Source organism: Curtobacterium flaccumfaciens UCD-AKU (assembly GCF_000349565.1).
GTDB classification, from domain to species: Bacteria; Actinomycetota; Actinomycetes; order Actinomycetales; family Microbacteriaceae; genus Curtobacterium; species Curtobacterium poinsettiae.
Genome location: NZ_KB714609.1, coordinates 24720 through 51059, shown reverse-complemented (window position 1 = coordinate 51059; position 26340 = coordinate 24720). Strand labels below are relative to the sequence as shown.

The window sequence follows — 26340 nt, the reverse complement described above, 5'->3', positions numbered from 1 at the left end:
GAAGGAACGTCGGACGGGAGGCCCACCCAGCGTGCGCCGGTCGGCTCGCGCTGGGCGGGCCTCCCGGCCTTCAGCGCCGTGCGTCCGTCAGGATCGCGTCGTGCGGGAGCAGCGCGTGCACGCCCCAGGTGCGGTTCGCGACCTGCGTGATGCGCATGCTCACCGCGACGCTCGCCATCGCGAGCGCCTGGGCGCGGCCGATCCCGTGCAGCCCGGCGATCCAGCCGACCATGTGGTCGAGCGCCGTGGCGGTGGCGACGTTCAGGTCGGCGTCGAAGCCGAAGGTGATGCGTCCCGCGGGGGTGTCGGCGTGCACGCCCTCGACCGGGGCGACATCGAGGAGCGTCAGGGTCATCGTCGTCGTCATGCCGCACTCGACCGCCGTTCCGGAGACCTCGCCGTCGCCCTGGGCCGCGTGCCCGTCGCCGACCTGGAGCAGAGCGTCCGGCACCGTGACGGGCAGGTACAGGGTCGAGCCGGCGATCAGCTCACGGCAGTCGACGTTGCCGCCGCCGACCGTGCGGGGCGGGATCGTCGAGTGCTCGCCGGTGGCCTCGGGCGGGACCCCGACGACGCCGAGGAACGGTGCCGTCCGAACCCCGAGGCCGAGCTGGTTCACGGCGACGCCAGCGGCGGCATCGATGTCCCAGAGCAGCGGGCCGCGCGACGCCGGGTCGGTCAGGCCGAGCGCGCGGTTGACGGGGGAGTCGACCCCGCCCGAGGCCGTGTACCCCCAGTCGTCGGGGACCAGCTCGTCGAAGCGCACGGCCAGGACCATCCCCGGACGTGCTCCTGCGACGGCGATCGGCCCGACCAGGCAGTGCCCCCGGCGCGGGTCGATCAGGGTCGGGGCGTCGAGGCCCGGGCCCGGCTGGCGTCCCGTGTAGCCCGCGGCGCTGAGGGTACGGACGGTCACCGTGTCGCCCGGTTCCACGGTCAGGACCGGCTGGCGTTCGGCGGTGAAGACGTCGACGGCGGAGTCGACCGTGGCGTCGAGGCGGTGGCTGGTCACCGCTCGATCATCCCAGGTGGTGCGGGCGCTGGGCGGGGCGGGGCGTTGCGGGGCGTTCCGGGCGTCCCTGGTCGGATCGGGCGTACCTGGTCGGGAGTTCTGACCAGGTACGCCCGGTTCCACCAGTCATCGCGGGTGTTCTGGGAAGGAACGTCCTCAGTGGAACTGGGGGATCGTGAGCCAGATGCCCGCCAGCACGGCGGCGATGCACAGCGCGAAGCACAGCACGGCACCGGCCAGTGCCGCCGGCGGGGTGTGCCCGGAGCGGGGGCTCTCGTCGGAGTACTGCGTGCGCTCGCCGCCGGCGTCGTCCGGCTGCCCGGTGCCGAGCAGCCGCAGGCCGAGCGTGTACACGAGCACCAGGCCCACGGCGGCCACGAAGCCGACGCCGGCGACCGTGCCGATCGCGGTGAAGTCGATGTCCATCGTCGTTCCCCTCAGTTCGCTGCGCCGGTGGGCTGCGGCTCGGGCTGCTCGGTCGGCCCGGCTGCGTCGGCGGTGATGTCCTCGTGCGAGACCGGCTTGCGCTTCGCCAGCACGTAGAAGGTGAGCCCAGCAGCCAGGGCGAGGACCGCGACGAGCACCAGCCCGAACGCCGAGGTCGACGCGAGCCAGGTCGCGAGGGCCCCGACCACCGCGGCGGCGGGCAGCGTGATGACCCAAGCCGCGACGATGCGTCCGACGACCGACCAGTGCACGTCGGCGAGCTTCTTGCCGAGGCCCGACCCGACGACCGCGCCGCTCGTCACGTGGGTCGTCGAGAGCGCGAAGCCCAGGTGCGAGGAGATGAGGATCGTCGCGGCGGAACTCGTCTCGGCGGCGAAGCCCTGCGGCGACTGCACGTCGGAGATCTTCTTGCCGACGGTCTGCATGATGCGCCAGCCGCCCATGTAGGTTCCGAGACCGATCGCGAGTCCGCAGGCCAGGACCACCCAGAGCGCCGGACCGGTGCCCGCGGCCTGGTAGTTCGCGGCGATGAGCGTCAGCGTGATGACGCCCATCGTCTTCTGCGCGTCGTTCGTGCCGTGCGCGAGCGACACCAGCGACGCCGAGATCGTCTGCCCGTGCCGGAAGCCGGTCGCCGCACCGTGGGTCGTCGCGTTCTTCGTGAGCACGTAGGCCAGGTAGGTCGCGACCAGCGCGATCACCGCGGCGATGAGCGGGGAGAGGAGCGCCGGCAGCACGACCTTCGACACCACCGTCGCCCAGCTGATCGAGTTGAGCCCGGCGCCGATGATCGAGGCACCGATGAGGCCGCCGAACAGCGCGTGCGTGGAGGACGACGGCAGCCCCACGTACCAGGTCGCCAGGTTCCAGAGCACCGCGCCGACCAGCCCCGCGAAGATCATCGTGGGGGAGATGTGGATGCCGTCCTGCCCCTCGCGGATGATCCCCTGCGAGACGGTCTTGGCGACCTCGGTGGACAGGAACGCGCCGACCACGTTGAGCACGGCGGAGATGATCACCGCCGTCCGGGGCTTGAGCGCGCCCGTGGCGACCGAGGTGGCCATGGCGTTCGCGGTGTCGTGGAACCCGTTCGTGAAGTCGAACACGAGGGCCACGACGATCACGAGCGTGACGATGACGATGACGTCCATGCGCAGGACGCTAGGCCACACCTCGAACCCGCCGCGTGAACGCCGGGTGAACAGGTCCGGGACGCAGCGCGTCTGCGAGGATGGCAGTGTCTGAAAGGATGCGAGTGTGCCCACCTTCTCCGCCGCTCGCGGCGACGCCTCGTTCACCGACGCGCACGGCGTCGAGATCGTCTACTCGACCTGGCGTGCGGCGCGGCCGAAGGGGATCGTGCAGATCGCGCACGGGGTCGGGGAGCACGGGCTCCGGTACGAACCGCTCGCGCAGGACCTGGTGCGCGCCGGCTACACCGTGCACGCCAACGACCACCGCGGGCACGGTCGCACCGGCCTGACCCAGTGGGACGGCGACCACGCCAAGCTCGGCAGGCTCGGCCCCGGCGGCCTGCGCGCGGCGATCGCCGCGGTCGAGCAGATGAGCGCGGTCGCGCGGGCCGACGAACCGGGGCTGCCGCTCGTGCTGCTCGGGCACTCGTGGGGGTCGCTGATGGCCCAGCGGATCGTGAACACCTCGTCGGACCGCTACGACGGCGTCGTCCTGTCCGCGAGCGCCTACCGGCTGCCCGGCTGGATGAACAGCGGCGACCTCAACGCCCGGCACGCGGGGTCCGGGCCCACCAAGTACGAGTGGCTGACCCGCGACCGGAAGGTCATCGACGCGATGGCGGTCGACCCCCTGGCGGTCGAGGCCGACGTCATCGGGCTGTTCGGGCTCGCCGACACCCTCCGGCTGCTCGGTGTGCCGCGACGGGGGATCCCGCACGACCTGCCGATGCTGCTGCAGGTCGGCTCCGACGACACCCTCGGGGGTCCGCGCTCGATCGAGCGCTTGGCGCAGGCCTACCGCCGACGCGGCCGACTGTCCGACGTGACCGTGCAGGTGTACGAGGGCGCGCGCCACGAGGTCTACAACGAGACCAACCGCGCCGAGGTCATCGGCGACCTGGTCGCATGGCTCGACCGGGTGACGGCGCGCTGACGGCGCTCGCCGCGTCCTCGGACACGACCGGCGACGGACTGGAGGCCCGTGGCGGCGCCGCCACGCGCCTCCAGGCCGTCACCAGGCAGGCCCACTGCCGGGCCGTCGGCCGTCCGGAATAGGGTTGCGGCATGCACGGTGAGTACAAGGTCCCCGGAGGCAAGCTGGTCGTCGTCGACCTCGAGGTCGTCGACGGCACGATCCAGCAGTTCCGCCTGGCGGGTGACTTCTTCCTGGAACCCGACGACGCGCTGCCGCTCATCGACGCGGCCGTGGACGGGCTCCCCGTCACCACCGACGCCGCGGGCGTCGCCGCAGCCGTGCGGGCGGCCCTGCCGACCGATGCGGTGCTGCTCGGCTTCACGCCCGAGTCCGTCGGTGTCGCGGTGCGCCGTGCGCTCTCGCGGGCCTCGACCTGGCGCGACCACGACTGGCAGATCGTGCACGAGGGGCCGATCAGCCCGAACGAGCACCTCGCGCTCGACCAGGTGCTCACGGAAGAGGTCGGCGCCGGACGCCGTGGCCCGACCCTGCGCATCTGGGAGTGGGACCAGCCGGCCGTCGTGATCGGCTCGTTCCAGTCGCTGAAGAACGAGGTCGACCCGGCCGGCGCCGAGAAGTACGGCGTGCAGGTGGTCCGACGCATCTCCGGCGGCGGCGCGATGTTCATGGACGCCGGTGCGGTCATCTCGTACTCGCTCTACGTGCCGTCCGACCTGGTGCAGGGCATGACCTTCGCCGACTCGTACGCGTTCCTCGACGAATGGGTGATCGAGGCGCTCAAGTCGCTCGGCATCGAGGCGTACTACCAGCCCCTCAACGACATCACCTCGACCAAGGGCAAGATCGGCGGGGCCGCTCAGAAGCGTCTCGGCACCGGGTCGCTGCTGCACCACGCCACCATGAGCTACGACATGGACGGCGAGAAGATGGTGCAGGTGCTGCGGATCGGGCGCGAGAAGATGAGCGACAAGGGCACCACCAGTGCCGCCAAGCGCGTCGACCCGCTGCGGTCACAGACCGGGCTGTCCCGCGCCGAGATCATCGAACGGTTGATCGGCACCTTCACCCGGCTGTACGGGGCGACCGAGGGACACGTGACCGAGGCCGAGCGCGAGCGGGCGCAGGAGCTGGTGCGGACGAAGTTCGCGACGAAGGAGTGGCTCGAGCGGGTGCCGTGAGCCTCAGCGCTCGTCGTCCTCGTCGTCGGACCGCAGTGTGAGGTCGACTCGGCCGTCGACCGGTCCCGGGCGGAAGCTGTGGCGGGCGAGCGGGGCGTAGGCCACCCATCGGCCGGCGCCGGCGGAGCCTGCGTCGTCGTCGTCGTCCGGATCGCCAGCCTCGTCGTCATCCGCTTCGTCATCCGCCTCGTCGTCGTCCGCGTCGTGGTCGTCCGCTTCGTGGTCGTCCGCTTCGCCTCGGACGCCGAGCAGCTTCCGGGTGAGTGCCGACCGTTCGGTCAGGAGCGAGTCGAGCGCGGCGACCAGGTCGCCGTCCTCCGGTTCGGCTCCGCGCAGGGCCGCGCCGAGGACGCTCCGACGCATGAGCTCCTTCGCGAACGAGCCGGTCGTCCCCTCGGCGCGCTCGGCGGCACCGGCCAGGGCCTCGTCCGAGAACGGCAGCGCGCCGGCGTACCGACGGAACAGCCGCCGGCGCTCGGGCAGACCCGGCAGGGGGATCTCCACGGCGAGGTCGACACGTCCGGGCCGGTCGGCCAGGGCACGTTCGAGGACGGACACGCGGTTGGTGGTCATGACGAAGGCGACGTCGGCATCCCCGTCCAGGCCGTCGAGCGCGTCGAGCACCTCGAACAAGAGCGGTTGCGGCGACGCGTGCCGTTCCATCGCGACCAGGTCGATGTCCTCGAGCACGACGATCGACGGTTGGAAGGTCCGCGCGATCTCCGCCGCCGCCCCGATCGCCGCGATGCTCGAACCGGTGAGCAGGACCGCCGTCACGCCCTCGGTCCGGGTGAGCAGGTGTCGGATCGTCAGGGTCTTGCCGGTACCGGGCGGGCCGTACAGCAGGACACCACGCTTGAGGTGCTGCCCGGCAGCGAGGAGCGCCTCGCGCTGGTCGCCGATCCCGACGACGTGGTCGACCACCTCGTCCAGGACGCCGTCGGCCAGCACGACGTCGTCGGCGGCGATGTCGGGGCGCCGCAGGAACGTCGCGCCGGCGTCGGCGCCGTACTCGGAGCGCACGAACGACAGGACCTGGCCGCGGAGGACACTGCGCTCGATCATGAGTGCGCGGAGGCGCCGCAGGAACGCCGCGGCGGCGTCCTGGTCGGCCGCGATGACCTCGAGGGTCGCACGTGCCCGGCCGTACTCCGGGTTGGCCGCACGCTGGACGACCGCCACGGGTGATCCGTCGAAGACGAGCATGCGGAGGCCCAGGGACACCACTCGGCGCGTGGTGTCCGGGCCGGTGGCGCGGTCGGTGTAGCTGACCGGCCCCGGTGCCCACTGCATGTGCTGGTTCGCGAGGAACTCGCTGACGGAGCTGTGGAACCGGGAGTCGTCGCCCGCGATGCCGATCAGCGCATCCGGGCGCGCGCCGGTGAGAGCTTCGAGCGCGATGTCCGCGTCGACCAGGCGGTGGTCGGGGAGTTCCTCGGTGACCACCGGGATCGACTGCGGATCGACACCCAGGTGGTCGCGGACCCGTTCGCCGATCGGCGTCAGGACCGCACGTTGCTCAGTCCCCGCGAGTTCGTTCGCGTGGTCGATGTAACGGGCGAACGCCCGCATGAGGTCCCGGTCTGCGTCGTCGAGCACGGCGTCATCATGGCACGCCGATGTGTCCGGTGACGCGGCGGCCGGAGCTGAGGGGGGACGTCCCGGCCGCCGCTGCCTCGAGTGTGCGCCTCGATCTCATGAACCAGACGTGTGGATGATGGGAATCCCCCGCGCGGCTGATCCGCTCGTCGCCCGGCCCACGTAGCGTCGCTGCCGTGAACTGGTTGATCTTCATGGGGGCGGTGGCCGCTGTGGCCGTCGTGGTGTGGATCGCCGATCGCTTGGGGTGGATCGACCTGTCGAACAAATCTCAGCGGAGCGGCGGATCCGGAGGCATGGTCGGGATGCTGGACGAGGTGTTCGCACCGACCCGGCACGAGACGCAAGCCGAGTACGAACGGCAGGCGCGCCTGCCGAAACAGGCACCGTCACCGGCGGACGATGACCACGACCTGCTCAGCGGCAACGTGCTCATCCGGGTGCCGACGGTGCGGAGCGCCGGGCGACACGAGGCACGCGCGGGGACGCACGACCGGTCGTACTGAGCTTCTGCGCGTCGTGCTGCTCGCTCAGCGAGTGGTGAGCTCCTGGTAGTCCGGGTGCCGCTCGATCCACGCGTGCACGTAGCTGCACTGCGCGACGACACGTCGCGACGACCCGGAACGCACGTCGTCGAGCGCGTGCTGCACCAGGATCGACGCGTGCCCGCCGCCGCGGTGCTCGGGATCGACCTCGGTGTGCACGAAGCGGATCTCGTCCCCGTCGATCTCGTACGCGGCGAAGCCGATGACCTCGCCGTCCTCGACCAGGGAGTACTGCTGCTTGTCGGTGTCGTTGCGGACCTCGGGTGCTGCTGCCATGCAGTCGACCGTACGCCGCGGCCTGGGCGTGCGCTCTGTGCTGGAGGCCTGCGCCGCGCGCCGCGTGCCTGCTCGGTGCGCGACAATGGGTCCGTGCGCAGGGGAGACGACCGAGGCCCGGACCGCGTCGTCCTCGGCGACGCCCTCGATGTGGTCCCCGCGTACCCGGACGGCTCCTTCACGCTGGTGTACCTCGACCCGCCGTTCAACACCGGCCGGTACCAGCGCCGGCACGCGACGTCCGCCGTGCCGAAGGCCGACGGCCCCGTGATGGGGTTCCACGGCCGGACCTACGAACGGGTGCGCGGCGACCTGATGCGCTTCGACGACCGGTTCGAGGACTACTGGTCGTTCCTCGAACCCCGCCTCATCGAGGCCTGGCGCCTGCTCGCCGCCGACGGCACGCTGTACCTGCACCTCGACTACCGCGAGTCGCACTACGCCAAGGTGCTGCTCGACGCGCTCTTCGGCCGCGAATCGTTCCTGAACGAGATCGTCTGGGCCTACGACTTCGGCGCCAAGTCCAAGACGCGGTGGCCCACGAAGCACGACACGATCCTGGTCTACGTGAAGGACCCGGCACGGTACTGGTTCGACTCCGAGGCCGTCGACCGCGAGCCGTACATGGCACCGGGGCTCGTCACGCCCGAGAAACGCGAGCGCGGCAAGCTCCCCACCGACGTCTGGTGGCACACGATCGTCTCGCCGACGGGCCGTGAGAAGACCGGCTACCCGACGCAGAAGCCCGAGGGGGTGCTGCGGCGGATCGTGCAGGCGTCCTCACGCGAGGGCGACTGGGTCCTCGACTTCTTCGCAGGCAGCGGGACCACGGGTGCGGTGGCACAGGCGCTCGGGCGGCGGTACGTGCTGGTGGACGACAACCCGTCGGCGATCGACGTGATGCGGAAGCGGTTGCCGGGGGCCTCGTTCGAGGTTGCCGGAGCACCGGCGGCAGCGGCGGGGGACGCGGCGCCGGCGGTCTGAGGCGACGGAGTCGCTCTCGCGGCCGCGACGGGTGCATCCGCGCAGATGCGACGAGGTCGCCGTCGTGCGACAGCGACCTCGTCGTTCGGCATCAGCGGGCGGGCGCCCGCGCCGACTACTCGGCCGAGTGCCGCCCGTGTGCGTGCACGTCGTCAGCGTCCGGCCGGGAGGCCCGGCTCGCTTCCGCCGCATCGGCTGCGGCCCCGGGGGCGCCCGGCTCCACGGCCGTCGCCGCGTGCGCAGCCCGGGTCCGGATGGCACCGGTCGTCGTCGGGGGCTCGTCGACCGGCGCAGCCGCCGAGTGGGCACCGTGCGTCGTGGCGTTCGGCAGCGGCGCGCGGGTGTCGTCCGCACCGTCGGGTGCTCCGGCTGCTCCGGGCGCCCGAGCGGACCGGGGCTGCGGTGTCACGTCCGGTGAGGTCGGCACGTCGCGCGAGGACGCACCCGGCACCGTCGGCTCCGGCCCGGCGCCCGGAGCAGCAGCCGCGGCGTCGGCGGTCCGTGCCGCGTCGGCCTGCTCCTGCAACGCCGAGGTCTTGCGGAGCGGCGGCACCCGGAAGAACCACGTCAGCACGAACGCGAGCAGGATCACCGCGAGTCCGACGTAGTACACGCGGACGGCCGAGTCGCTGAACCCGACCAGGAACGGACGGCTGAGACGGGGGTCGGCCCCGTTCAGGAACGACGTGTCGCTCGTCGCCGAGTCGGTGGAGGAGTTCGCGGCCGAGTCGCCGCTCTTGAGCTGCTTGACGAGCGTCGGCGCGACCTGGTCGACGACGTTCTCCCGCTGCGCCCGGTCGGAGTAGTCGATCTGCAGCTTCCCGTCGACGACCGAGGCGTTCGCCTTCGTGGCGGCGGTCTCGAGCGCCTGCTGCTCGGCGGCGGGCTTCGCGTCGTCGACCTGCTGGGCGATGATCGTGTCCGCAGCGGCGGCGGGGACGGTGCCCGCGGCGACCTGCCGCTGCACGGCTGCGGTCACCTGCTTCGTCACGGCGGCGTCGGCTGCCTGGTTCGCCTGCGCGGTGCCCTGGTCGAGGCCGTCCTGCACGTTCTGCTGCACCGGGTCGACGATCTTCGTCCAGATCTCGTCCATCACGCCCTGGTTCTTCGAGGCGTTCGCGACCGAGGGGGTCATCGCGGCGTTGAGCGCGCTCTTCAGGTCCGACTCGTTCTGCATGGCGGCGCTGATGTTGGTCGGCATCAGGGTGAACAGCACGGAGAGCAGGACGGCGGTGCCCATGGTGCCGCCGATCTGGCGGAAGAACGTCGCGGCGCTCGTGGCGACACCGATGTCCCGGGGGGAGACCGAGTTCTGCGCGGCGAGGGTCAGCGTCTGCATGAGCTGCCCGAGCCCGAGGCCGATCAGGAACATGCCGAGCATCAGGAACCAGAGCGGCCGGTCGGCGGTCAGGAACGTCAGGACGGTGAAGCCGACGGCCGTGAACGCGGTGCCGGTGACGGGGAACACCTGGTAGTTGCCGGTCTTCGAGATGATCTGGCCGGAGGCGATCGACGAGATCATCAGTCCGAGCACCATCGGCAGCATCGCGAACCCGGACTCGGTCGGGGTCACGCCCTTCACGATCTGCAGGTAGAGCGGGATCGTCAGCATCGCGCCGAACATGCCGAAGCCGACCAGCACCGACAGGATCGCGGACATCGAGAACACCCGTGACCCGAACAGCTTCATCGGCAGGATCGCGTCGTCGCCCATGGCCCGCTCGACGATGATGAACGCGATCAGGCCGAGGGCTCCGATGGCGTAGCAGGCGAACGCGGCGGGGGAGTCCCAGCCCCACTCGCGGCCCTGCTCGGCGATGAGCAGCAGTGGCACGAGGGTGACGATGACGAGCGTCGCGCCCCACCAGTCGATGCGGGGCTTGCCGCGGTTGCCGAACTTCGGCAGGTGCAGGAACGTCAGCACCATGAACAGCGCGATGACGCCGATCGGCACGTTGATCAGGAAGACCCAGCGCCAGCCGGCGATGAACAGCAGCTGGTCGGCGCCGGCGAAGACACCACCGACGAGCGGCCCGATGACCGACGAGATGCCGAAGACCGCCAGGAAGTAGCCCTGGTACTTCGCCCGCTCGCGTGGGGCGAGCATGTCGCCCATGATCGCCAGCGGCAGGGACATCAGGCCACCGGCACCCAGGCCCTGCAGCGCGCGGAACCCGGCGAGCATGAGCATCGAGTCGGAGAACGACGCGGCGAACGAGCCGACGATGAAGATGCCGATCGCGGTGATGAAGAGCGGCCGGCGACCGAAGATGTCGGAGAGCTTGCCGTAGATCGGGGTCGTCACCGTCGAGGCGATGAGGTACCCGGTGGTGACCCAGGCCTGCTGGTCGAGGCCGTGCAGGTCGTCGCCGATGGTGCGGATCGCGGTGCCGACGATGGTCTGGTCGAGGGCGCCGAGGAACATGCCGGCCATCAGGCCGTAGATCACCAACAGGATCTGTCGGTGCGTCATCACGACGTTGGACGCCGTGGTGGGGGCCGCGGGTGCGGTCGCCGTCTGGGTCATGAGCAGGGTCTCCCGGGTACCGATGCGCTGGCAGAACGATTTTTGCGCTGCCTGCAAAGTTACAACTGCCGCAAGTGCTCGGTCACACCGAGACCGCTTCCTGAGTGGATCGGCAGTCACGGTACGCCCGGTTCACCCCTGCGGCGCACGGCCTGGAGGCCCGGTTCGGTTCCGGCGGTCGGGCTGCGGGAACCGAGTCCCGCAGCCCGACCGACGAGGGCGTCAGGCGCCCAGTGCCGCGTCGACGATCTCCTTGGCTTCGCGCTGCACCTGCTCGAGGTGCTCCTGCCCGACGAAGCTCTCGGCGTAGATCTTGTAGACGTCCTCGGTGCCCGACGGCCGCGCGGCGAACCAGGCCTTGTCGGTGACGACCTTCACGCCGCCGACGGCCGCGTCGTTGCCCGGGGCCTTCGACAGCTTCGCGGTGATCCGGTCGCCGGCCAGTGTGTCCGCGGTGATGGCGTCGCCGTCGAGCTTGCCGAGGCGGGCCTTCTGCTCCTTCGAGGCCGCGGCGTCGACGCGCTGGTAGACCGGGGCGCCGAAGCGTTCGGTCAGCTCGGTGTAGAGCTGCGAGGGGGTCCTGCCGGTCACGGCGACGATCTCGGACGCCAGGAGCGCCAGGATGATGCCGTCCTTGTCGGTCGTCCACGCGGTGCCGTCGGTGCGCAGGAAGGACGCACCTGCGGACTCTTCGCCGCCGAAGGCCACGGAGCCGTCGATCAGGCCGGGGACGAACCACTTGAAGCCGACCGGGACCTCCCACAGGCGACGGCCCAGGGACTCGGCGACGCGGTCGATGATGCTCGACGACACCAGCGTCTTGCCGATCGCGGCGTCGTCGCGCCACTCGGGTCGGTGCGCGTAGAGGTACTCGATCGCGACCGCGAGGTAGTGGTTCGGGTTCATCAGCCCGCCGTCGGGCGTGACGATGCCGTGCCGGTCGGAGTCGGCATCGTTGCCGGTGAGCACGTCGAAGTCGTCCTTGCGGGCGAGCACCGAGGCCATCGCCGAGGGGCTCGACGGGTCCATCCGGATCTTGCCGTCCCAGTCGAGGGTCATGAACGCCCACGTGGGGTCGACCTCGGGGTTCACGACGGTCAGGTCGAGGCCGTAGTGGTCGCGGATGGCGTTCCAGTACGGCAGCGAGGCGCCACCGAGCGGGTCGGCGCCGATCTTCACGCCGGCCTGCTTGATCGCTGCGATGTCGATGATGTTCTCGAGGTCGGCCACGTACGTGTTGAGGAAGTCGTAGCGCTCGGGCTCGGCGTCCTCGGTGCGCTGCACCTCGGCGTTGCCGCCCTCGATGATCGCGTTCGCCCGGTTCGCGATCCAGCTCGTGGCGTCGCTGTCCGCGGGGCCACCGTGCGGCGGGTTGTACTTGAAGCCGCCGTCGCGGGGCGGGTTGTGGCTCGGCGTGATGACGATGCCGTCCGCCGTGTCCGGGTTGCCGGCGCGGTTGTAGCGGATGATCGCGTGGCTCAGCGCGGGCGTCGGCACGAAGCCGTCCGCGCTGTCGGCGAGCACGCGGACGCCGTTGGCGGCCAGGACCTGCAGAGCGGTCTGCTCGGCGGGGGCGGAGAGCGCGTGGGTGTCGCGGCCGATGAAGAGCGGGCCGTCGGTGCCCTGCTCGCGGCGGTACTCGACGATCGCCTGCGTGATGGCGGCGATGTGGGTGTCGTTGAAGGCGGTGTCGAGCGACGACCCGCGGTGTCCGGACGTGCCGAACACGACCTTCTGCTCGGGGATCGAGACGTCGGGCACTCGGTCGTGGTAGGCGGCGAGGAGCTCGTCCAGGTCGACGAGGTCGTCTGCGGTCGCTGGGGTGCCGGCGCGGTCGTTCATGCGTCCATCCTGGCATCGGCGGCCCTGACGCGTTCGGGGGAAGTGCGCGGGACTCCTGCGAGGACGCGAGCGAGCGGCCGCCCCACCCGGGTTGAGGGGGGACCCCCGGGGTGGACGACCGCTCGCAGTCTGTGGAGGCAGGTGCCTCAGGCGGTGCGGAACGAACCCGTCGCCGTGCGGAACGAGCCGGTCACGGTGCGCGACGAGGACGTCGCGGTGCCGGGACGGCGGAACTGCGTGTCGACGAAGCGGCCGAGTGCGCGGCCTGTGCCGGTGCCGGTGTAGCTGCCGACGGGGCTGCGGGTCGCGTCGCCCGTGAAGGCGCCGAGCTCGGCGCGGGACTCGAGGCCGGTCACGTAGGCGCCGCCCAGGGGGTTCTGACGGTTCTGCATGGGTGCTCCTCGTCGTCGTGCCGAGGTCCGCGGGTCACCGAGCCGGCGACCGCGACGCCGTCGGCTGGATGACCACCACTCTACCCACTTGTCTTGCATGATGCAAAAGAAGGGCGGATCGGTCAGATCCACCCTCGGTCCCAGGCCGCGGCTGCCGCTGCGAGGCGGTTGTCGACGTGCAGCTTCGCGATCGCCGACGACAGGTGGTTGCGGACCGTGCCGTGCGCGAGCGAGAGCTCCCGGGCGATCTGCTTCGTCGCGAGTCCGTCGTGGGTGCAGCGCAGGACGTCGGCCTCGCGCGGCGTGAGCGGGCTCTCGTCCTCGCTGAGCGCAGCCGCCGCGAGACCGGCGTCGATGTACCGCTCGCCTGCCGCCACGTCGCGGATGATCTCGGCCAGCCGGGCGGCCGGCGTGGACTTCGGGACGAAGCCGCGGACCCCGGCGGACAGGGCACGTCGGAGGGTTCCCGGCCGCGCGTGGCGGGTGACGATCACCGTGGGCATCGTGTCCGACAGCGCACGAGCGGCCTCGATGCCGTCGAGGACGGGCATCTCGAGGTCGAGCAGGACGACGTCCGGCAGGTATCTCCGGGCTGCGGCCACCGCTGCGGCACCGTCGGGGACGTCGGCGACGACCTCGAGGTCGGGTTCCAGGCCGAGCAGGGCGACGAGTGCGCCGCGGATGAGCTCCTCGTCATCGGCGATCACGATCCTGATCACGTGGACACCACCGCTCGTGCGGGGGCCGGGATGCGGACCACCAGGGTGAAGCGGTCCGCACGCCGGTCGACGTGGACCGTCCCACCGTGTGGCGTGACGCGCTGCCGGAGCCCGTCGATGCCCGTCCCCGTCCCGGTCCCGGTCCCCGTGCCCGGCCGTTCGGACGACCGCGGCGCGTCGTTCGCCACCGTGAGGGCCCAGGCGTCGCCGTCGCGCAGCAGCTCGATCGACGCGGTGCTGGCGTGGCTGTGCCGGATGGTGTTCGTCGCGGCCTCGCGGATCGCGACGGCGAACAGGGCGCCGACCGCGTCGGGCATGCCGGCGGTCTCGAGCCGCACGCGGCAGTCGACCCCCGCCGACCGCAGGACAGCTGCGGCGTTCCGGGCCTCGACCGCCACCGTCGCGGTGCGGTAACCGCCGACGAGCGCCCGGGTGTCCTCGAGCGCTTCCTGCGCCACGGTCCGGATGTCGGACAGCTCACCCCGGGCACGCTCGGGGTCGGCGTCGAGCAGCCGTTCGGCGAGCTCGCTCTTCAGCGCGATGACCTGCAGGTGGTGGCCCTGGATGTCGTGCAGGTCGGTGGCGAAGCGGAGTCGTTCCTCGGCGACGGCGAGGTCGGAGGCGGTGCGACGTGCGGCTTCGAGCCGGAGCACGACACGGTGGATCCAGACGACGCTGAGCGGCATCAGGGCGAAGAGCGCGAGGGTCCCGACCAGGACGAGTTCGGCGGGCTCGGCGCGGGCGTCGGCTGCCCCGACCAGCAGGACGACGGTGCCGGCGAGCACGGTGACCCGGGCCCACCCCCGCAGCAGGCAGCCGACCGTGCCGCCCGCGATCGCCAGGGTGAACGACCACGCGGAGCCGGTCGCCGACGGGACGAGCGAGACCACCCACGTGGCGACCGCGAGCACCAGCAGGGCGAGCACGGCCGGGTGCCGCGCAGACGCCGCACCGGCGGGACGGAGCAGCAGCGGGATCGATGCGAGCGCCGCCACCGTCGCGGCGACGGTGAGCACGACGAGCACGGGGGTCCGCGCTGTCGGCGGACTGTCGGTGCCGATCAGGACCTGCGCGCCGCCGCCCACCAGCACCACGAGCCACAGCGACGCGACCGAGGACCAGCGGACGACCCGGACGTCGGCTTCGGCGCGGGGCCGCTCCTGCCCGGGTTGCGTCACGCGCCCAGGGTAGCGAGGGTCGCGTCGGTGTCCCTGGCGATCCGTTCCGACAGTGTGTGGTGCAGGTAGTGGTCGCCGACCAATCCGATGACCCGGCCGTGTTCCACGCTCGCGGCCTGACGTTCGTGCAGCCGGACCCAGTTCGGCACGTCGTCGTCGTTGGTCCGCACGAACAACAGCACCGGCAGGTCGGTGGGGAACCGCGAGTCCTCGACGGACCGGAAGTTCTCCGGCGCGTGCCGCATCTCGTCGATGATCGTCGGGGCGGCACCGTTCTTCGCCGAGAGCAGCTGCATCTGGCGCTTCGTCCCGTCGTCGTAGGCGTCGCCGTACGTGTCCGACGACGCTCCGCCGAGTGCGCGCAGCAGGCCGAGCCGATCGAGGGCGACGATCGTGCCGGTCGGGATCGGCTCGTCCCAGCTCGACTGCCGCGGCACACTGCTGTCGATGCCGACGAAGGCGGTCACCTCGTCGCGGTACCGCTCCGTGTAGCGCAGGGCGTAGATGCCCGCGACCGAGTGGCCCATCAGCACGTACCGGTGGACGTGCAGGTGCTGCAGGGCCTCGTGGACCTCGCGGGTGATGTTCGCCGCGGTCCGCGGGACGTCGGTCTGGTCGCTCAGCCCGGTGCCGAAGGGTTCGACGGCGACGACCCGGTGCGAGCGGGTGAGCTGGTCGATGAGCGGCCCGAAGTCGAGCCCGGGGGCGGCGGTGCCGAGCCCCGGCAGGAGCACGATCGTCCCCGTGTCGGACGTGGTGCCGGCGCCGCGGACGACGACGTTCATCTGCTTGCCGTCGACGGGCACGCGCTCGCCGTAGTCGTCGATCTCGGATGCCTCGACGTGGGTCGCGACGACGTTGACGACCGTCGTCGTCGCCAGGGCGAGGACCGGGACCGCCACCAGTGCGCCGAGGGTGATCAGGGTGATGCGCAGGGACTTCCGCACGGAGCTCGTCTCGATCGGGCCGCGCGGGGTCAGCACGGCGGGTCCGATCAGTCAAACGGCGCGGGGCGCGGAGCGGATGTGCCCCGGTGTCACGATCGACCGTGACGGATGTCACGGTCGATCGTGCGGCGGTCCGGTCAGGCGAGCAGCTCGCAGAAGTTCCGGCCCTCGGCCGTCCAGCTCTGCCGCGCGACCAGTCCGGCTTCGGCTGCGTGCCGGTGCAGGGCGTCGAGCCCGACCTCGGCCCACGGGAACCCGGCGCTCTCGTTGCCGTCGGCGTCGACCACCCGGGCGGTGTACACGCGGTCGGCCGTGACCTCGGGGTTCGTCTCGACGATGACCCGGCCGCCGGTGCGCACGATCGCACGGCAACGGGCGAGCAGGGCCGTGGGGTCGCCGCCGATGCCGATGTTGCCGTCGATCACGAGCGCGGTGTCCCAGTGGCCCTCGTCGGGTACGGCATCGAACACGGAGCCCTGCAGGGCGGTGCCACCGGAGCGCTGCGCGATGGCGACGGCCTCGGCGGAGACGTCCACGCCGAGCGCTGGGATGCCCCGGGACCGTGCTGCGACGAGCATCCGGCCCGGCCCGCAGCCGATGTCGATGACCCCGCCGTCGACGTCGTCGAGCAGCGAGCGGTCGACGCGGTCGGCGGCGGCGCTCCAGCGGCCGACGTCCATCGTGGTGACGGCGTCGGGACGGTCGGCGTCGGTGAGGCGCAGGTGGCCGTCGGTGCGCAGGGCACGGGCGTACGGTTCGCCGCCGCCGGCACCGAACGAGACGGGTGCGTGCATGGTCATCGGGTGCTCCCCACGGTCTCGGCACGGAGTGCTCGGGTGAAGTCGGAGTCGGGTGCGAGGTCGGCGACCCGCTCGGCGTCCGGCATGGTGTCGACGTCGAGCAGCTCGCCGAGCACGCCCACGTCGAGGCCGGCGTCGGTCAGTCGTGCCAGCTGCACGGCTCCGGTGTCGTCGCGCGACATCGGCACGCCGCGCAGCAGGTCGCCGGTGGGCTGTCGCAGGTACAGCGACCAGAAGCCGCCGTCCTCGGCCGGGCCGAACCAGGCATCGCGGACAGCATCGTCGAACACGGGCGCGAGGTCCGCGGTGGACACCTGCGGGGTGTCCATGCCGACGAGCAGCAGCGGGCCGTCGACGGCGTCGAACAGGAACCCGAGGCGCTCGTCCAGACCGCCACCGGGCTGGTACAGCACCTCGAAGCCGTCGGCCGACGCCGGCACGACGTCGCCGTCGAAGAACAGGACACGACGCGCCGCGGGCAGGGCCCGGACGGTCGCCAGCGTGTCGCCGAGGCTCGCGGACGCGACACGTGCGGCGCCCTCGGGGGAGAGGGCCGGGGTCAGCCGGGTCTTCACCTTGCCGGGCAGGCACTCCTTCGCCACGACGGCGACGGTCACGTCGGCGCGCGCAGCGTCGGTGCCGTGGGCGTCGGCGGCGGTCACGAGCGGGCCTCCTCGGCCACGGGGGCGGACTCGGCCGCCTGCCGGAGCGGTCCCGGTGCGACGACCCGGACACGGGCCTCCCGGCGGTACGCACGGAGCAGGCGGGACATGTCCCGCACCGCGTTGACGGTGCCGCGGAGCGTGCCGGTCACCTTGCTGTCGCCGATGCGCTGCGCGTACCCGATGTCGGACTCGTCGACGCGCCAGCCGGCCGCGTGGGCGGCCAGGACCATCTCGAGCGGGTAGCCGCTGCGACGGTCGCGCAGGTCGAGGGAGACGAGGTCCTCGCGGCGCATCACGCGCATCGGGCCGAGGTCGCGCAGGCGGTAACCGGTCGCGCGGTGCATGAGGACGGCGAGGACGCGGTTCGCGAAGCGTGCGTGCGGAGCCCACGCGCCTCGCCCGGTCGGGACGCGGCGGCCGAGTGCCAGGTCGACGCGGCCGCTGGCCACGCGGTCGACCAGGGGCGGGAGTTCGGCGGGGTCCATCGAGGCGTCGGCGTCGCAGAAGGCGACGAAGTCGGCGGTCGCCGCGGCGACGCCGGCGGCGCATGCCGAGCCGAAGCCCTTGACGGGTTCGGTCACGACGAGGGCGCCGTGGGCGCGGGCGACGTCGGCCGATCCGTCGGTCGATCCGTTGTCGACGACGATGGCCCGGTAGCCCGTGGGGAGCCGTGCGATGACCTTCGGCAGGGCGTCCGCCTCGTCGAGGCACGGCAGGATCACGTCGACAGTCATGTCCGTCATTCGGTGCGGTCGGTCGGATCGACGGGTCTGTCCTGGCATGTCCTCGACACAACACGACGATGCGCCGCGGGGTACAGGAAACTGCCGGGTCCTGGTCGTTCCGCGCGTTCGGTGCCGGCCGGGTCCCCAGTACGGGGGACAGGGTGCGTTCGTGTCGCGGGTGCGGGTGCCAGAAGACGCCGTCGTGTCGTCGAGACGCCGCCGAATGCGGCGGCGTCTCGCGCGCCAGGGGGCGTGTTGCCGACACGACGGCGTCCTGCGTTGCCGTGGTGGTGGGGACTGCGGACGGGAGGAGCGGGGCGGGGCCGCCACGGGCCTCCCGTCCGACGGCTGCTCGCGCTCTCAGGCGCCGCTCGCGGCGCGCGACCCGCTCGCGTGTTCCGGCTAGCGGACGGCGCTGCGGAGCGGAGCCGTCGCGAACTCGCGCATGCCTGCTTCGAAGTCCACCTCGGCGTGCCAGCCGAGCTCGGCGGCGATGCGTGCCGAACTCGCCGTGACGTGGCGGACGTCGCCCAGTCGGTACTCGCCGGTGACGACCGGCTGCGGGCCGTCGGGTCCGGCGATCGCCGCGGCCATGTCGCCGATGGTGTGCACGGTGCCCGAGCCGACGTTGTACGCGCGGAAGGTGTCCGACGGCAGGTCGGCGGTCGCCGCGATCGAGGCGGCGTTCGCGCCGGCGACGTCGTCGACGTGCACGAAGTCGCGTCGCTGGGCGCCGTCCTCGAAGACCCGGGGGGCCTCGCCGCGGGCCAGCGCCGAGCGGAACAGGGACGCGACACCGGCGTAGGGGGTGTTCGCTGGCATGCCCGGTCCGTAGACGTTGTGGTACCGGAGCGCGATCGCGCGGCCGCCCGTGGCACGCGCCCAGCTCGAGGCGAGGTGCTCCTGCGCGACCTTCGTCTGCGCGTACACGTTGCGGGGGTCGAGCGCGGCGGACTCGTCGATCAGGCCGGGCAGCAGGGGCTGAGCGTCGGGCCCGATCGGGTCGAAGCGGCCGGCGTCGAGGTCCTCGCGGCGGCGGGCCGGCGGACGGGTGGGTTCGCCGGACGCGGTGGTGTACGCACCCTCGCCGTAGACGACCATCGAGCTGGCGACGACGAGCCGGCCGATGTCGTGCCGGTCCATGCCGGCGAGGACGTGGGCGGTGCCGGCGTCGTTCGACGAGACGTAGTCGGGGGCGTCCTGGAAGTCCACGCCGAGGCCGACCTTGGCGGCCTGGTGGCACACGACGTCGATGCCGTCGAGTGCGGCGTCGAGTGCGATCCGGTCGCGGACGTCGCCGTGCACGAACACGATGCCCTGCTGCTGGTGGGCGCGGATGACCTCGGCGGGGTCGCCGTGCACGTCGTCGCGCAGGGAGTCGAGGACGCGGACCTCGTGGCCGTCGGCCAGGGCACGACGGACGATCGCGGAGCCGATGAAGCCGGCGCCGCCGGTGACGAGGAGGCGGCTCATGCGGTCGCGCCCGTGGTGGCGGTGGCGGCGGGCTGGGCCTGCGTGGGTGTCGCACCCGTGGGCTGGGTCTGCATGATGCTGGCGCTCGCGCTGGTGGGGACGAGTTCACGCGGGGTGAAGTCGTCGGGGATCGCGGCGACGATCTGGCCGATGCCGCGGACGATGACCTCGTTGGCGCGGGCGAGGCGTTCCATGACGAGGGCGTGGGTGACGACGGCGCCGGCGTCGTCGACGCCGGGGCCGCTGGCTGCGGCTGCCGCGTCGGCTGCAGCTGCCGCGTCGGCTGCGGCTTCGTCCTCGGTCGGGGCCAGGCCGGCGTCGGCGTCGGTCACGAACGACAGGTTCACGGTCGCGATGCCGAGTTCTGCGGCGAGCGGCACCTCGGGCGTCATCGTCATGTTGATGATGTGGCCGCCGGCCTGGCGGAGCCAGACGGACTCGGCGCGGGTGGAGAACCGGGGACCCTGGATGACGACGCACGTGCCGGTCGGGCGGAACGGCACGTCGAGTCCGGCGACGGCGTCGATCGCCGCACGGCGGAGCGTCGGGTCGAACGGGTCCGCGAAGGACAGGTGCTGCACGTCGTCCTCGAAGAACGTGTCGGCGCGGCCCCAGGTGCGGTCGATGAGCTGGTCGGTCACGACGAAGGTGCCCGGGGCGTAGTCGGGGTGCAGGCCGCCGACGGCGCTCGAGGACACGATCGCGCGGACGCCGAGCGAGCGGAGCGCCCAGACGTTCGCACGGTGGTTGATGCGGTGCGGGGCGACGGAGTGCTCACGGCCGTGGCGGGTCAGGAACGCGACCCGTCGTCCGGACATCGTGCCGATGCTGATCGGGCTCGAGGTCGGGCCGAACGGGGTCGGGACGTCGAGCTCCTCGGCGGTGCCCTCCTCGAACAGCTGGTAGAGGCCGGAGCCTCCGATGACACCGATCGTCACGGCTTCGTCGTTCTCCACAGGTCCTCCGGTTGGTCGTCGGCGCGGGCTGCGCGCTGGATACGCTACTGACGGCGCCACCGGGCGAACCGGGAGCGGCGCCACCAACCCCTGTTCGGAGGCACCTGTGCGAACGATCGGTCAGCACCGCGACGACCTGGCGGCGTTGCTCGCGCCGGTGCTGGCGGGCCTCGGAGCAGAAGAACTGCCGCTCGACGAACTCGCCGGCGCGGGCGAGGGCGCCGGTGCGGGTGCCGGGTTCGCACACCGCGTGCTCGCGGCGTCCGTCCAGTCGCCCGTTCCGCTGCCGCCGTTCGACAACAGTCAGATGGACGGGTTCGCCGTGCGGGTCGCCGAGGTCGGGCAGCAGGTCCGGATCGTCGCCCCGATCCCGGCCGGCGTCATGCCCGAGGCGCTCGAACCCGGCACGGCAGCGCCGATCATGACCGGAGCGCGGATCCCGACCGGTGCCGACGCGGTGTTCCCGGTCGAGGCGATCGAGCCCGGTGCGTTCCCGGCGGCGCTCGAGCTGCCCCGGGTGACGGTGCCCGATGACCTCACCGCCGGCACCTTCGTGCGCGTCACCGGCAGCGATCTGCCGGCCGGCGCCGAGCTGGCTCCGGCCGGTTCTCCGATCACGCCGGCGTTGCTCGGGGCACTGGCCTCGGCCGGGGTGACGAATGTCTCGGTTCGCCGAGCGCTGCGGGTCCTCGTCGTGTCGACGGGGTCCGAGCTGCAGGGAGCCGATGCCGACGCGGCGACCATCGGTGACGCGAACGGCATCGCGCTGCGGGCCGCCCTGGCCCAGGTCGGAGCGGACTCCCGGGCCGTCCGGGTGCCCGACCACGTCGCTGCCTTCGACCAGGCACTCGATGCGGCCGTGGGGGACTGGGCCGACCTCGTGCTGACCACCGGGGGCATCAGCGCCGGGGCGTACGAGGTCGTGCGGCAGGCGCTCGAACCCCGCGGGCTCGCGGTGACGCCGGTCGCGATGCAGCCCGGTGGGCCGCAGGCGTTCGGCAGCGTCGTGTTCGGTGACGGTCGCGCCGTGCCCGTCGTGTCCTTCCCCGGCAATCCGGTGTCGGCGCTCGTCTCGTTCGAGGTGTTCCTGCGCCCCCTGCTCGCTGCCGCCGTCGGACTCGCTCCGGACCGCCCCACGCAGGTCCTGCCGGCGGCATCAGTTGCCGGTTCACCCGCCGGCAAGCACCAGGTCCGTCGCGGCCGGGTGCAGGACGGTGCCGTGCACTTCGTCGGTGGGCCGAGTTCACACCTGCTCGTCCACTACGCCGCCGCCACCCACCTGGTGCACGTCCCCGTCGGCGTCGACACCGTCGAGGTCGGCGACCCCCTGACCGTCTGGAGCCTCCGATGACCGAGCAGTCCCTGTCCGACCCCGTCTCGTCCCGAGCCCAGGCCGACGCCGAGTCCGACGGCCTGTCGCACGTCCGCGCCGACGGCAGTGCGCACATGGTCGACGTCTCCGCGAAGGACGTCACCGACCGATCGGCCACCGCCACCGCCACCGTCGTCACCCGCCCAGACGTCGTCGCACGCATCCTCGACGGCTCGCTGCCCAAGGGCGAGGTCGTCGGCACCGCCCGCATCGCGGCGATCATGGCGGTGAAGAAGACCTCCGACCTCATCCCGCTGTGCCACCCGCTGCCCATCGCCGGCGTGCAGGTCGACATCACCGGCTCCGACGACCGCGTGCTGATCGAGGTGTCGGTCCGAACGACCTCCCGCACCGGCGTCGAGATGGAGGCCCTGACCGGGGCGAGCGTCGCCGCCTTGACGGTGTACGACATGGTGAAGGCCGTCGACCGAGCGGCCGTGATCACGGACGTGCGCGTGCTCGAGAAGCACGGCGGACGCTCCGGGGACTGGAGCAACCGATGACCGCCGAGCCGACCAGGGGCCGGGCCGCCGTCGTCGTGGTGTCCACGCAGGCCGCCGCCGACCCCGAACTCGACCGCACCGGACCCGTCATCGCCGACTGGCTGCGCGAGCACGGGTTCACCACGAGCGAACCGATCATCGTCCCCGACGGCGGCGCGATCACCGAGACCGTCACCGCCGAACTCCTGGCCGACGCCCGGGTCGTCATCACCACCGGCGGCACCGGGGTCACCCCCACCGACCGGACCCCCGAGGCCGTCGCGAGCCTGATCGACCTCGAACTGCCCGGCATCACCGAGGAGATCCGTCGGCGCGGACTCGCGGGCGCCGGCCCGACCGCGCTGCTCACCCGCGGGGTCGCCGGGGTCACGAACGCCGGCTGCCTGCTCGTCACCCTGCCCGGATCGCGCGGTGGGGTGTCCGACGGGCTCGCCGTGCTCGACGGAGTACTCGACCACGTGGTCGCCCAGGTGCACGGCGAAGGCCACGCCCCGCGGAGCGCCTCGTGAGCACCACCGAGTCCGCCGCACGGGTCATGCTCGCCGACGTCGTCGACCGCGACATCAGCGTCGACGAGGTCGCAGCCGTGGTCGCCACCGAGCAGGACGGCGCCGTGGTGACCTTCGCCGGCATCGTCCGTGACCACGACGGTGGCAAGGGCGTCACCGCACTCGACTACGAGCGGCACCCCAGTGCCGACGAGGTCATCACCGCGGTCGCCCGGACCATCGCCGAGGACAACCCCGACGTCCGGATCGCCGTGCTGCACCGGGTCGGGGCGCTCGGCATCGGGGACGTCGCGCTCGCCGCAGCGGTGTCGTCGTCGCACCGGGCGCAGGCGTTCGCGGCGTGCGGTGCCCTGGTCGACCTGGTGAAGGAGCGCGTGCCGATCTGGAAGCACCAGCGGTTCACCGACGGGACGGACGAGTGGGTCGCGGCGCTGTGACATCTGCCGAACGGCCGAACGCCGGACTGACAGCGGTGGAACGCCGGTGGGTCGAGTCCGAGGAACGCGCTCGCGTCGTCTCGGCGAAGTCCCCGGGTGCTGTCCTGCAGGTCCGTTGGTTCGTCCTGGCGACCGTGCTGGTGTTGGTGGTGCTCGGCGTCGGGGCGACCGTCCTGCCCACCGGCTCCGACGCGCGCTTCGCACTCTCGGCGGCGGTCGCCGCACTGGGTTTCGTGGCCGGTATCAGTGAGGCCGTGCAGGTCGGCATCCGCCGGAGACGGAACGGGGTGGCAGCTCGTCCTGCGCCGATGCTCGCGCCGTTGCAGCAACGCGAACAGCGCGCGGTGACCGCGGCTGCAACCGGGCGGCGCGCTGCCCCCGCCGATCGGTTGATGATCGTGCGGGCTCGAGCCGTCGAACTGGCCGACGGCACCGGCCTCCAGCTGACCGTGGGACTCGTCGCCGTGTGGGCGGCGTTCGCGTTCTCCGGCGTCACGTTCTGGCCCGTCTACCTGGCGGGTGGCATCGCCGCCGCGGGACAGTTCGCATGGACGGCACGGTCCGCGGTGCTCGCACGCCGGTACCTCGACGCTGACCCTGTGCACCTTCGCAACCACGACGCTCGTTCGGGGAATGGTGAGACTCCAAGCGGATCCATAGAATCGCGAACATGAGCGTCTTGCTGCCCGGGATCACCGTCATCCTGCTGGTCTTCGCCCTGATCGACATCCTGACGAAGACGGATGACCAGATCCGCGGCCTGCCGAAGATCGCGTGGGTGATCCTCGTGATCCTGGTCCCCGTCGTCGGCAGCATCGTCTGGTTCGCCATCGGCCACGACTGGGCTCCGGGCGAACGGAACCACGGTCGCTACATCGAGCCCACCCGCCACGAGGACCGCTACGCCACCCTCGGCGACGCCCGCAGTGCCCACGGCACGAAGCGCGTGACTGGCACCGAGCAGGAGCTCGCAGAGCTCGAGCGCGAGATCGAGTACTGGGAAGCGCAGGCCCGCCTCAAGCGTGCGAAGGAAGCCGCGGGCGAGGGCGACACCGCTCCCGCGAGCTGAGCCGGGCCTCCAGGCCGACGCACCGTGCGCCCTCTGTCGGCTGGTGCGAGGTTGCGCGCTCCGTGTGCCGCTACAACCTCGCACCGAGCGGGCAACCTCGCACCACTCGAACACGCGCGCACCGTGCGACCAGAGCCGGTCGGCCAACCGCTCCAACCACCCGCGCCGCGCACGCCACCCCGCCGCGCCACCTACCCTTGACGCGTGGCACATCTCCTCGGCGCCGAGAACCTGCATCTCGAGTTCCCCACCAAGGTCGTCTTCGACAACGTCACCCTCGGCATCGACGAGGGTGACCGGATCGGCGTCGTCGGCCGGAACGGCGACGGCAAGTCGACCCTCCTCGCACTGCTGTCCCAGCGACTCGAGCCGGACGGCGGCCGCGTCACGCACCGCCGCGGGCTGACCATCGGCTACCTGGACCAGCGCGACATCCTGCCCGAGGGTGCGACCGTCGGCAGCACCGTCGTCGGCGACCTCGAGGAGCACGAGTGGGCCGGTGACCCGAAGATCCGCGACATCATCGGCGGTCTGGTCTCGGACATCCCGTGGGACGTCAGCGTCGACGAGCTGTCCGGTGGGCAGCGTCGCCGTGTGGCACTCGCGCGGCTGCTGGTCGGCGACTGGGACGTCCTGTTCCTGGACGAGCCGACGAACCACCTGGACGTCGAGGGCATCGAGTGGCTCGCCGGGCACATCAACCGCCGCTGGTCGTCGAACCAGGGCGGCATGGTCGTCGTGACGCACGACCGGTGGTTCCTCGACGCGGTGTCGACCGACACGTGGGAGGTCCACGACGGCGTCGTCGACCCCTTCGAAGGTGGCTACGCCGCGTACATCCTGCAGCGCGTCGAGCGTGACCGGCAGGCTGCCACGATCGAGCAGCGTCGCCAGAACCTGGCCCGCAAGGAGCTCGCGTGGCTCCGCCGCGGCGCCCCGGCTCGCACGAGCAAGCCGAAGTTCCGCATCGACGCGGCGAACGCCCTGATCGACGACGTCCCGCCGATCCGCGACACCGTCGCGCTGTCCCGGACGGCGACCGCGCGCCTCGGCAAGGACGTCGTCGACCTGCTCGACGTGAGCGTCTCGTTCGACGGCACGCAGATCCTCGACCGCATCGAGTGGCGTATCGCACCGGGGGAGCGGACCGGCATCCTCGGCCCGAACGGCGCCGGCAAGTCCACGCTGCTCAACCTGGTCTCCGGCCGGCTGCAGCCGACCAGCGGGCGGGTGAAGACCGGCAAGACCGTGCAGGTTGCCGTGCTCGACCAGCAGCTCGCCGACCTGCAGCAGTTCGCCGACGACCGCGTTCGCGAGGTGGTGGCCCGCAAGAAGACGAGCTACGTCGCCGACGGCAAGGAGATGACGCCGTCGCAGCTGCTCGAGCGGCTCGGCTTCACCTCGGAGCAGCTCTCCACGCCCGTCAAGGACCTGTCCGGTGGGCAGAAGCGTCGTCTGCAGCTCATGCTCATCCTGCTCGACGAGCCGAACGTGCTCATCCTCGACGAGCCCACCAACGACCTCGACACCGACATGCTCGCCGCCATGGAGGACCTGCTCGACACCTGGCCCGGCACCCTGCTGGTCGTCAGCCACGACCGGTACCTGCTCGAGCGCGTCACCGACCAGCAGTACGCCGTGCTCGGCGGGCACCTGCGCCACCTGCCCGGCGGCGTCGACGAGTACATGCGTCTGCGCGAGGCCGGCACCGGTGGCGGGACCGCCTCTGCGGCTGCCGCCGCGTCTGCCGGGAGGCCCGACACCGTCGGCGGGACCGGTTCGGCCGGTGCCGTGGCCGGGTCCACTGCCGCTGGTGCGTCCGCCCTGTCGGGCGCGGACCGGCGAACGGCCGAGAAGGAGATGTCGGCACTCGACCGGAAGATCGCGAAGGTCGGCGCGGACCGCAAGAAGCTGCTCGACCAGTTCGCGACGCACGACCAGTCCGACTACGCCGGGCTCGGCGAACTGCAGTCGAAGCTCGGTGCGCTCGAGGCCGAGGTCGAGCAGCTCGAGGAGCGCTGGCTCGAGGTCGCGGAGCTGCTCGGGGTCTGAGCC

27 protein-coding genes and 1 pseudogene are annotated in these 26340 nt (G+C 71.9%); 12 read left to right on the top strand and 16 right to left on the bottom strand.

The window, feature by feature from the left end; genetic code table 11:
- Positions 1-70 precede the first annotated feature (70 nt).
- The 3 genes from H489_RS23840 to H489_RS23830 all read right to left on the bottom strand — a co-directional run bounded on the left by H489_RS23840 (position 71) and on the right by H489_RS23830 (position 2610).
- Positions 71-1012, bottom strand: coding sequence for an acetamidase/formamidase family protein (locus H489_RS23840; protein ID WP_017886193.1), 942 nt, complete (start codon positions 1010-1012; stop codon positions 71-73).
- 156 nt (positions 1013-1168) lie between these two features.
- Entirely contained in the window at positions 1169-1438 is a 270-nt protein-coding gene (locus H489_RS23835; RefSeq protein WP_017886192.1) for a hypothetical protein, read from the bottom strand.
- A gap of 11 nt (positions 1439-1449) precedes the next feature.
- Positions 1450-2610: an inorganic phosphate transporter gene (locus H489_RS23830; protein ID WP_017886191.1), complete on the bottom strand. Its 1161-nt coding sequence runs from the start codon at positions 2608-2610 to the stop codon at positions 1450-1452.
- A 106-nt stretch (positions 2611-2716) separates the two neighbouring features.
- On the opposite strand from H489_RS23830, the gene H489_RS23825 reads away from it, so the two are divergent.
- Both H489_RS23825 and H489_RS23820 read left to right on the top strand, forming a co-directional pair.
- Positions 2717-3586, top strand: coding sequence for an alpha/beta hydrolase (locus H489_RS23825; protein WP_017886190.1), 870 nt, complete (start codon positions 2717-2719; stop codon positions 3584-3586).
- Positions 3587-3717: 131 nt separating this feature from the next.
- On the top strand, positions 3718-4767 hold the full coding sequence (locus tag H489_RS23820; RefSeq protein ID WP_017886188.1) for a biotin/lipoate A/B protein ligase family protein: 1050 nt from the start codon (positions 3718-3720) through the stop codon (positions 4765-4767).
- 3 nt (positions 4768-4770) lie between these two features.
- Here H489_RS23820 and H489_RS23815 read toward each other — a convergent pair whose 3' ends face one another.
- Positions 4771-6366, bottom strand: a complete 1596-nt coding sequence (locus H489_RS23815) for an AAA family ATPase (protein WP_017886187.1) — start codon at positions 6364-6366, stop codon at positions 4771-4773.
- Between the two features lie 176 nt (positions 6367-6542).
- Here H489_RS23815 and H489_RS36620 point away from each other — a divergent pair, with 176 nt between their 5' ends.
- A complete protein-coding gene (locus H489_RS36620; protein WP_017886186.1) occupies positions 6543-6872 on the top strand; it encodes a hypothetical protein in 330 nt (109 codons plus the stop codon).
- A 24-nt stretch (positions 6873-6896) separates the two neighbouring features.
- On the opposite strand, the gene H489_RS23810 is transcribed toward H489_RS36620, so the two are convergent.
- Positions 6897-7187, bottom strand: a complete 291-nt coding sequence (locus tag H489_RS23810) for a GNAT family N-acetyltransferase (protein ID WP_017886185.1) — start codon at positions 7185-7187, stop codon at positions 6897-6899.
- Positions 7188-7280: 93 nt separating this feature from the next.
- Between H489_RS23810 and H489_RS23805 the strand changes: the two genes are divergently transcribed.
- Positions 7281-8171: a DNA-methyltransferase gene (locus H489_RS23805; protein WP_031259284.1), complete on the top strand. Its 891-nt coding sequence runs from the start codon at positions 7281-7283 to the stop codon at positions 8169-8171.
- A gap of 115 nt (positions 8172-8286) precedes the next feature.
- On the opposite strand, the gene H489_RS23800 is transcribed toward H489_RS23805, so the two are convergent.
- From H489_RS23800 to H489_RS23750, 11 genes are all read right to left on the bottom strand, one after another.
- A complete protein-coding gene (locus H489_RS23800) occupies positions 8287-10698 on the bottom strand; it encodes an MDR family MFS transporter (protein ID WP_017886183.1) in 2412 nt (803 codons plus the stop codon).
- Positions 10699-10920: 222 nt separating this feature from the next.
- On the bottom strand, positions 10921-12540 hold the full coding sequence (gene pgm, locus H489_RS23795) for a phosphoglucomutase (alpha-D-glucose-1,6-bisphosphate-dependent) (protein WP_017886182.1): 1620 nt from the start codon (positions 12538-12540) through the stop codon (positions 10921-10923).
- A 146-nt stretch (positions 12541-12686) separates the two neighbouring features.
- Complete coding sequence (locus H489_RS23790; RefSeq protein WP_017886181.1) at positions 12687-12932, bottom strand: hypothetical protein; 246 nt, start codon at positions 12930-12932, stop codon at positions 12687-12689.
- A gap of 122 nt (positions 12933-13054) precedes the next feature.
- Positions 13055-13651, bottom strand: coding sequence for a DNA-binding response regulator (locus H489_RS23785; protein WP_017886180.1), 597 nt, complete (start codon positions 13649-13651; stop codon positions 13055-13057).
- Positions 13648-14829: a sensor histidine kinase gene (locus H489_RS36615; protein ID WP_017886179.1), complete on the bottom strand. Its 1182-nt coding sequence runs from the start codon at positions 14827-14829 to the stop codon at positions 13648-13650. The genes H489_RS23785 and H489_RS36615 overlap by 4 nt, the downstream gene beginning before the upstream one ends.
- The gene (locus H489_RS23775) at positions 14826-15812 is read right to left on the bottom strand and encodes an alpha/beta hydrolase (protein WP_017886178.1); all 987 of its coding nucleotides are present in this window, start codon (positions 15810-15812) and stop codon (positions 14826-14828) included. Before H489_RS23775 ends, H489_RS36615 begins: the two co-directional genes overlap by 4 nt.
- Positions 15813-15913: 101 nt before the next feature.
- Positions 15914-16576: a class I SAM-dependent methyltransferase gene (locus tag H489_RS23770; RefSeq protein WP_017886177.1), complete on the bottom strand. Its 663-nt coding sequence runs from the start codon at positions 16574-16576 to the stop codon at positions 15914-15916.
- Entirely contained in the window at positions 16573-17238 is a 666-nt protein-coding gene (locus H489_RS23765; protein ID WP_017886176.1) for a DUF2064 domain-containing protein, read from the bottom strand. The genes H489_RS23770 and H489_RS23765 overlap by 4 nt, the downstream gene beginning before the upstream one ends.
- The gene (locus H489_RS23760; protein WP_017886175.1) at positions 17235-17984 is read right to left on the bottom strand and encodes a glycosyltransferase family 2 protein; all 750 of its coding nucleotides are present in this window, start codon (positions 17982-17984) and stop codon (positions 17235-17237) included. Before H489_RS23760 ends, H489_RS23765 begins: the two co-directional genes overlap by 4 nt.
- Before the next feature lie 384 nt (positions 17985-18368).
- Positions 18369-19439, bottom strand: a complete 1071-nt coding sequence (locus H489_RS23755) for an NAD-dependent epimerase/dehydratase family protein (protein ID WP_017886174.1) — start codon at positions 19437-19439, stop codon at positions 18369-18371.
- On the bottom strand, positions 19436-20395 hold the full coding sequence (locus H489_RS23750) for an MTAP family purine nucleoside phosphorylase (protein ID WP_017886173.1): 960 nt from the start codon (positions 20393-20395) through the stop codon (positions 19436-19438). The genes H489_RS23755 and H489_RS23750 overlap by 4 nt, the downstream gene beginning before the upstream one ends.
- 106 nt (positions 20396-20501) lie before the next feature.
- On the opposite strand from H489_RS23750, the gene glp reads away from it, so the two are divergent.
- The 8 genes and pseudogenes from glp to H489_RS23715 all read left to right on the top strand — a co-directional run bounded on the left by glp (position 20502) and on the right by H489_RS23715 (position 26337).
- The gene (gene glp, locus H489_RS23745) at positions 20502-21746 is read left to right on the top strand and encodes a gephyrin-like molybdotransferase Glp (RefSeq protein ID WP_017886172.1); all 1245 of its coding nucleotides are present in this window, start codon (positions 20502-20504) and stop codon (positions 21744-21746) included.
- Positions 21743-22270: a cyclic pyranopterin monophosphate synthase MoaC gene (gene moaC / locus H489_RS23740; protein ID WP_017886171.1), complete on the top strand. Its 528-nt coding sequence runs from the start codon at positions 21743-21745 to the stop codon at positions 22268-22270. Before glp ends, moaC begins: the two co-directional genes overlap by 4 nt.
- Positions 22267-22779, top strand: coding sequence for a molybdenum cofactor biosynthesis protein B (locus H489_RS23735; RefSeq protein ID WP_017886170.1), 513 nt, complete (start codon positions 22267-22269; stop codon positions 22777-22779). Before moaC ends, H489_RS23735 begins: the two co-directional genes overlap by 4 nt.
- Positions 22776-23216, top strand: coding sequence for a molybdenum cofactor biosynthesis protein MoaE (locus tag H489_RS23730; RefSeq protein WP_017886169.1), 441 nt, complete (start codon positions 22776-22778; stop codon positions 23214-23216). The genes H489_RS23735 and H489_RS23730 overlap by 4 nt, the downstream gene beginning before the upstream one ends.
- Complete coding sequence (locus tag H489_RS23725; protein ID WP_152427167.1) at positions 23213-23890, top strand: hypothetical protein; 678 nt, start codon at positions 23213-23215, stop codon at positions 23888-23890. Before H489_RS23730 ends, H489_RS23725 begins: the two co-directional genes overlap by 4 nt.
- A complete protein-coding gene (locus H489_RS23720) occupies positions 23887-24285 on the top strand; it encodes a PLDc N-terminal domain-containing protein (protein WP_017886167.1) in 399 nt (132 codons plus the stop codon). Before H489_RS23725 ends, H489_RS23720 begins: the two co-directional genes overlap by 4 nt.
- Positions 24286-24489: 204 nt before the next feature.
- Positions 24490-24958 (top strand): annotated as a pseudogene (locus H489_RS38805) (ATP-binding cassette domain-containing protein); the annotation flags it as partial.
- Positions 24959-25014: 56 nt separating this feature from the next.
- Positions 25015-26337 (top strand): ABC-F family ATP-binding cassette domain-containing protein, encoded by a 1323-nt coding sequence (locus H489_RS23715; RefSeq protein ID WP_411910164.1) that lies wholly within the window; start codon positions 25015-25017, stop codon positions 26335-26337.
- Positions 26338-26340 lie beyond the last annotated feature (3 nt).

What these genes read in the sequence shown, in the direction of transcription:
- H489_RS23835 (WP_017886192.1), bottom strand. Translation starts at nt 1,438, where the DNA reads ATGGACATCGACTTCACCGCGATCGGCACGGTCGCCGGCGTCGGCTTC.
- H489_RS23830 (WP_017886191.1), bottom strand. Translation starts at nt 2,610, where the DNA reads ATGGACGTCATCGTCATCGTCACGCTCGTGATCGTCGTGGCCCTCGTG.
- H489_RS23820 (WP_017886188.1), top strand. Translation starts at nt 3,718, where the DNA reads ATGCACGGTGAGTACAAGGTCCCCGGAGGCAAGCTGGTCGTCGTCGAC.
- H489_RS23810 (WP_017886185.1), bottom strand. Translation starts at nt 7,187, where the DNA reads ATGGCAGCAGCACCCGAGGTCCGCAACGACACCGACAAGCAGCAGTAC.
- H489_RS23800 (WP_017886183.1), bottom strand. Translation starts at nt 10,698, where the DNA reads ATGACCCAGACGGCGACCGCACCCGCGGCCCCCACCACGGCGTCCAAC.
- pgm (WP_017886182.1), bottom strand. Translation starts at nt 12,540, where the DNA reads ATGAACGACCGCGCCGGCACCCCAGCGACCGCAGACGACCTCGTCGAC.
- H489_RS23790 (WP_017886181.1), bottom strand. Translation starts at nt 12,932, where the DNA reads ATGCAGAACCGTCAGAACCCCCTGGGCGGCGCCTACGTGACCGGCCTC.
- H489_RS23770 (WP_017886177.1), bottom strand. Translation starts at nt 16,576, where the DNA reads ATGACCATGCACGCACCCGTCTCGTTCGGTGCCGGCGGCGGCGAACCG.
- H489_RS23760 (WP_017886175.1), bottom strand. Translation starts at nt 17,984, where the DNA reads ATGACGGACATGACTGTCGACGTGATCCTGCCGTGCCTCGACGAGGCG.
- H489_RS23755 (WP_017886174.1), bottom strand. Translation starts at nt 19,439, where the DNA reads ATGAGCCGCCTCCTCGTCACCGGCGGCGCCGGCTTCATCGGCTCCGCG.
- moaC (WP_017886171.1), top strand. Translation starts at nt 21,743, where the DNA reads ATGACCGAGCAGTCCCTGTCCGACCCCGTCTCGTCCCGAGCCCAGGCC.
- H489_RS23735 (WP_017886170.1), top strand. Translation starts at nt 22,267, where the DNA reads ATGACCGCCGAGCCGACCAGGGGCCGGGCCGCCGTCGTCGTGGTGTCC.
- H489_RS23720 (WP_017886167.1), top strand. Translation starts at nt 23,887, where the DNA reads ATGAGCGTCTTGCTGCCCGGGATCACCGTCATCCTGCTGGTCTTCGCC.
- H489_RS23715 (WP_411910164.1), top strand. Translation starts at nt 25,015, where the DNA reads ATGGTCGTCGTGACGCACGACCGGTGGTTCCTCGACGCGGTGTCGACC.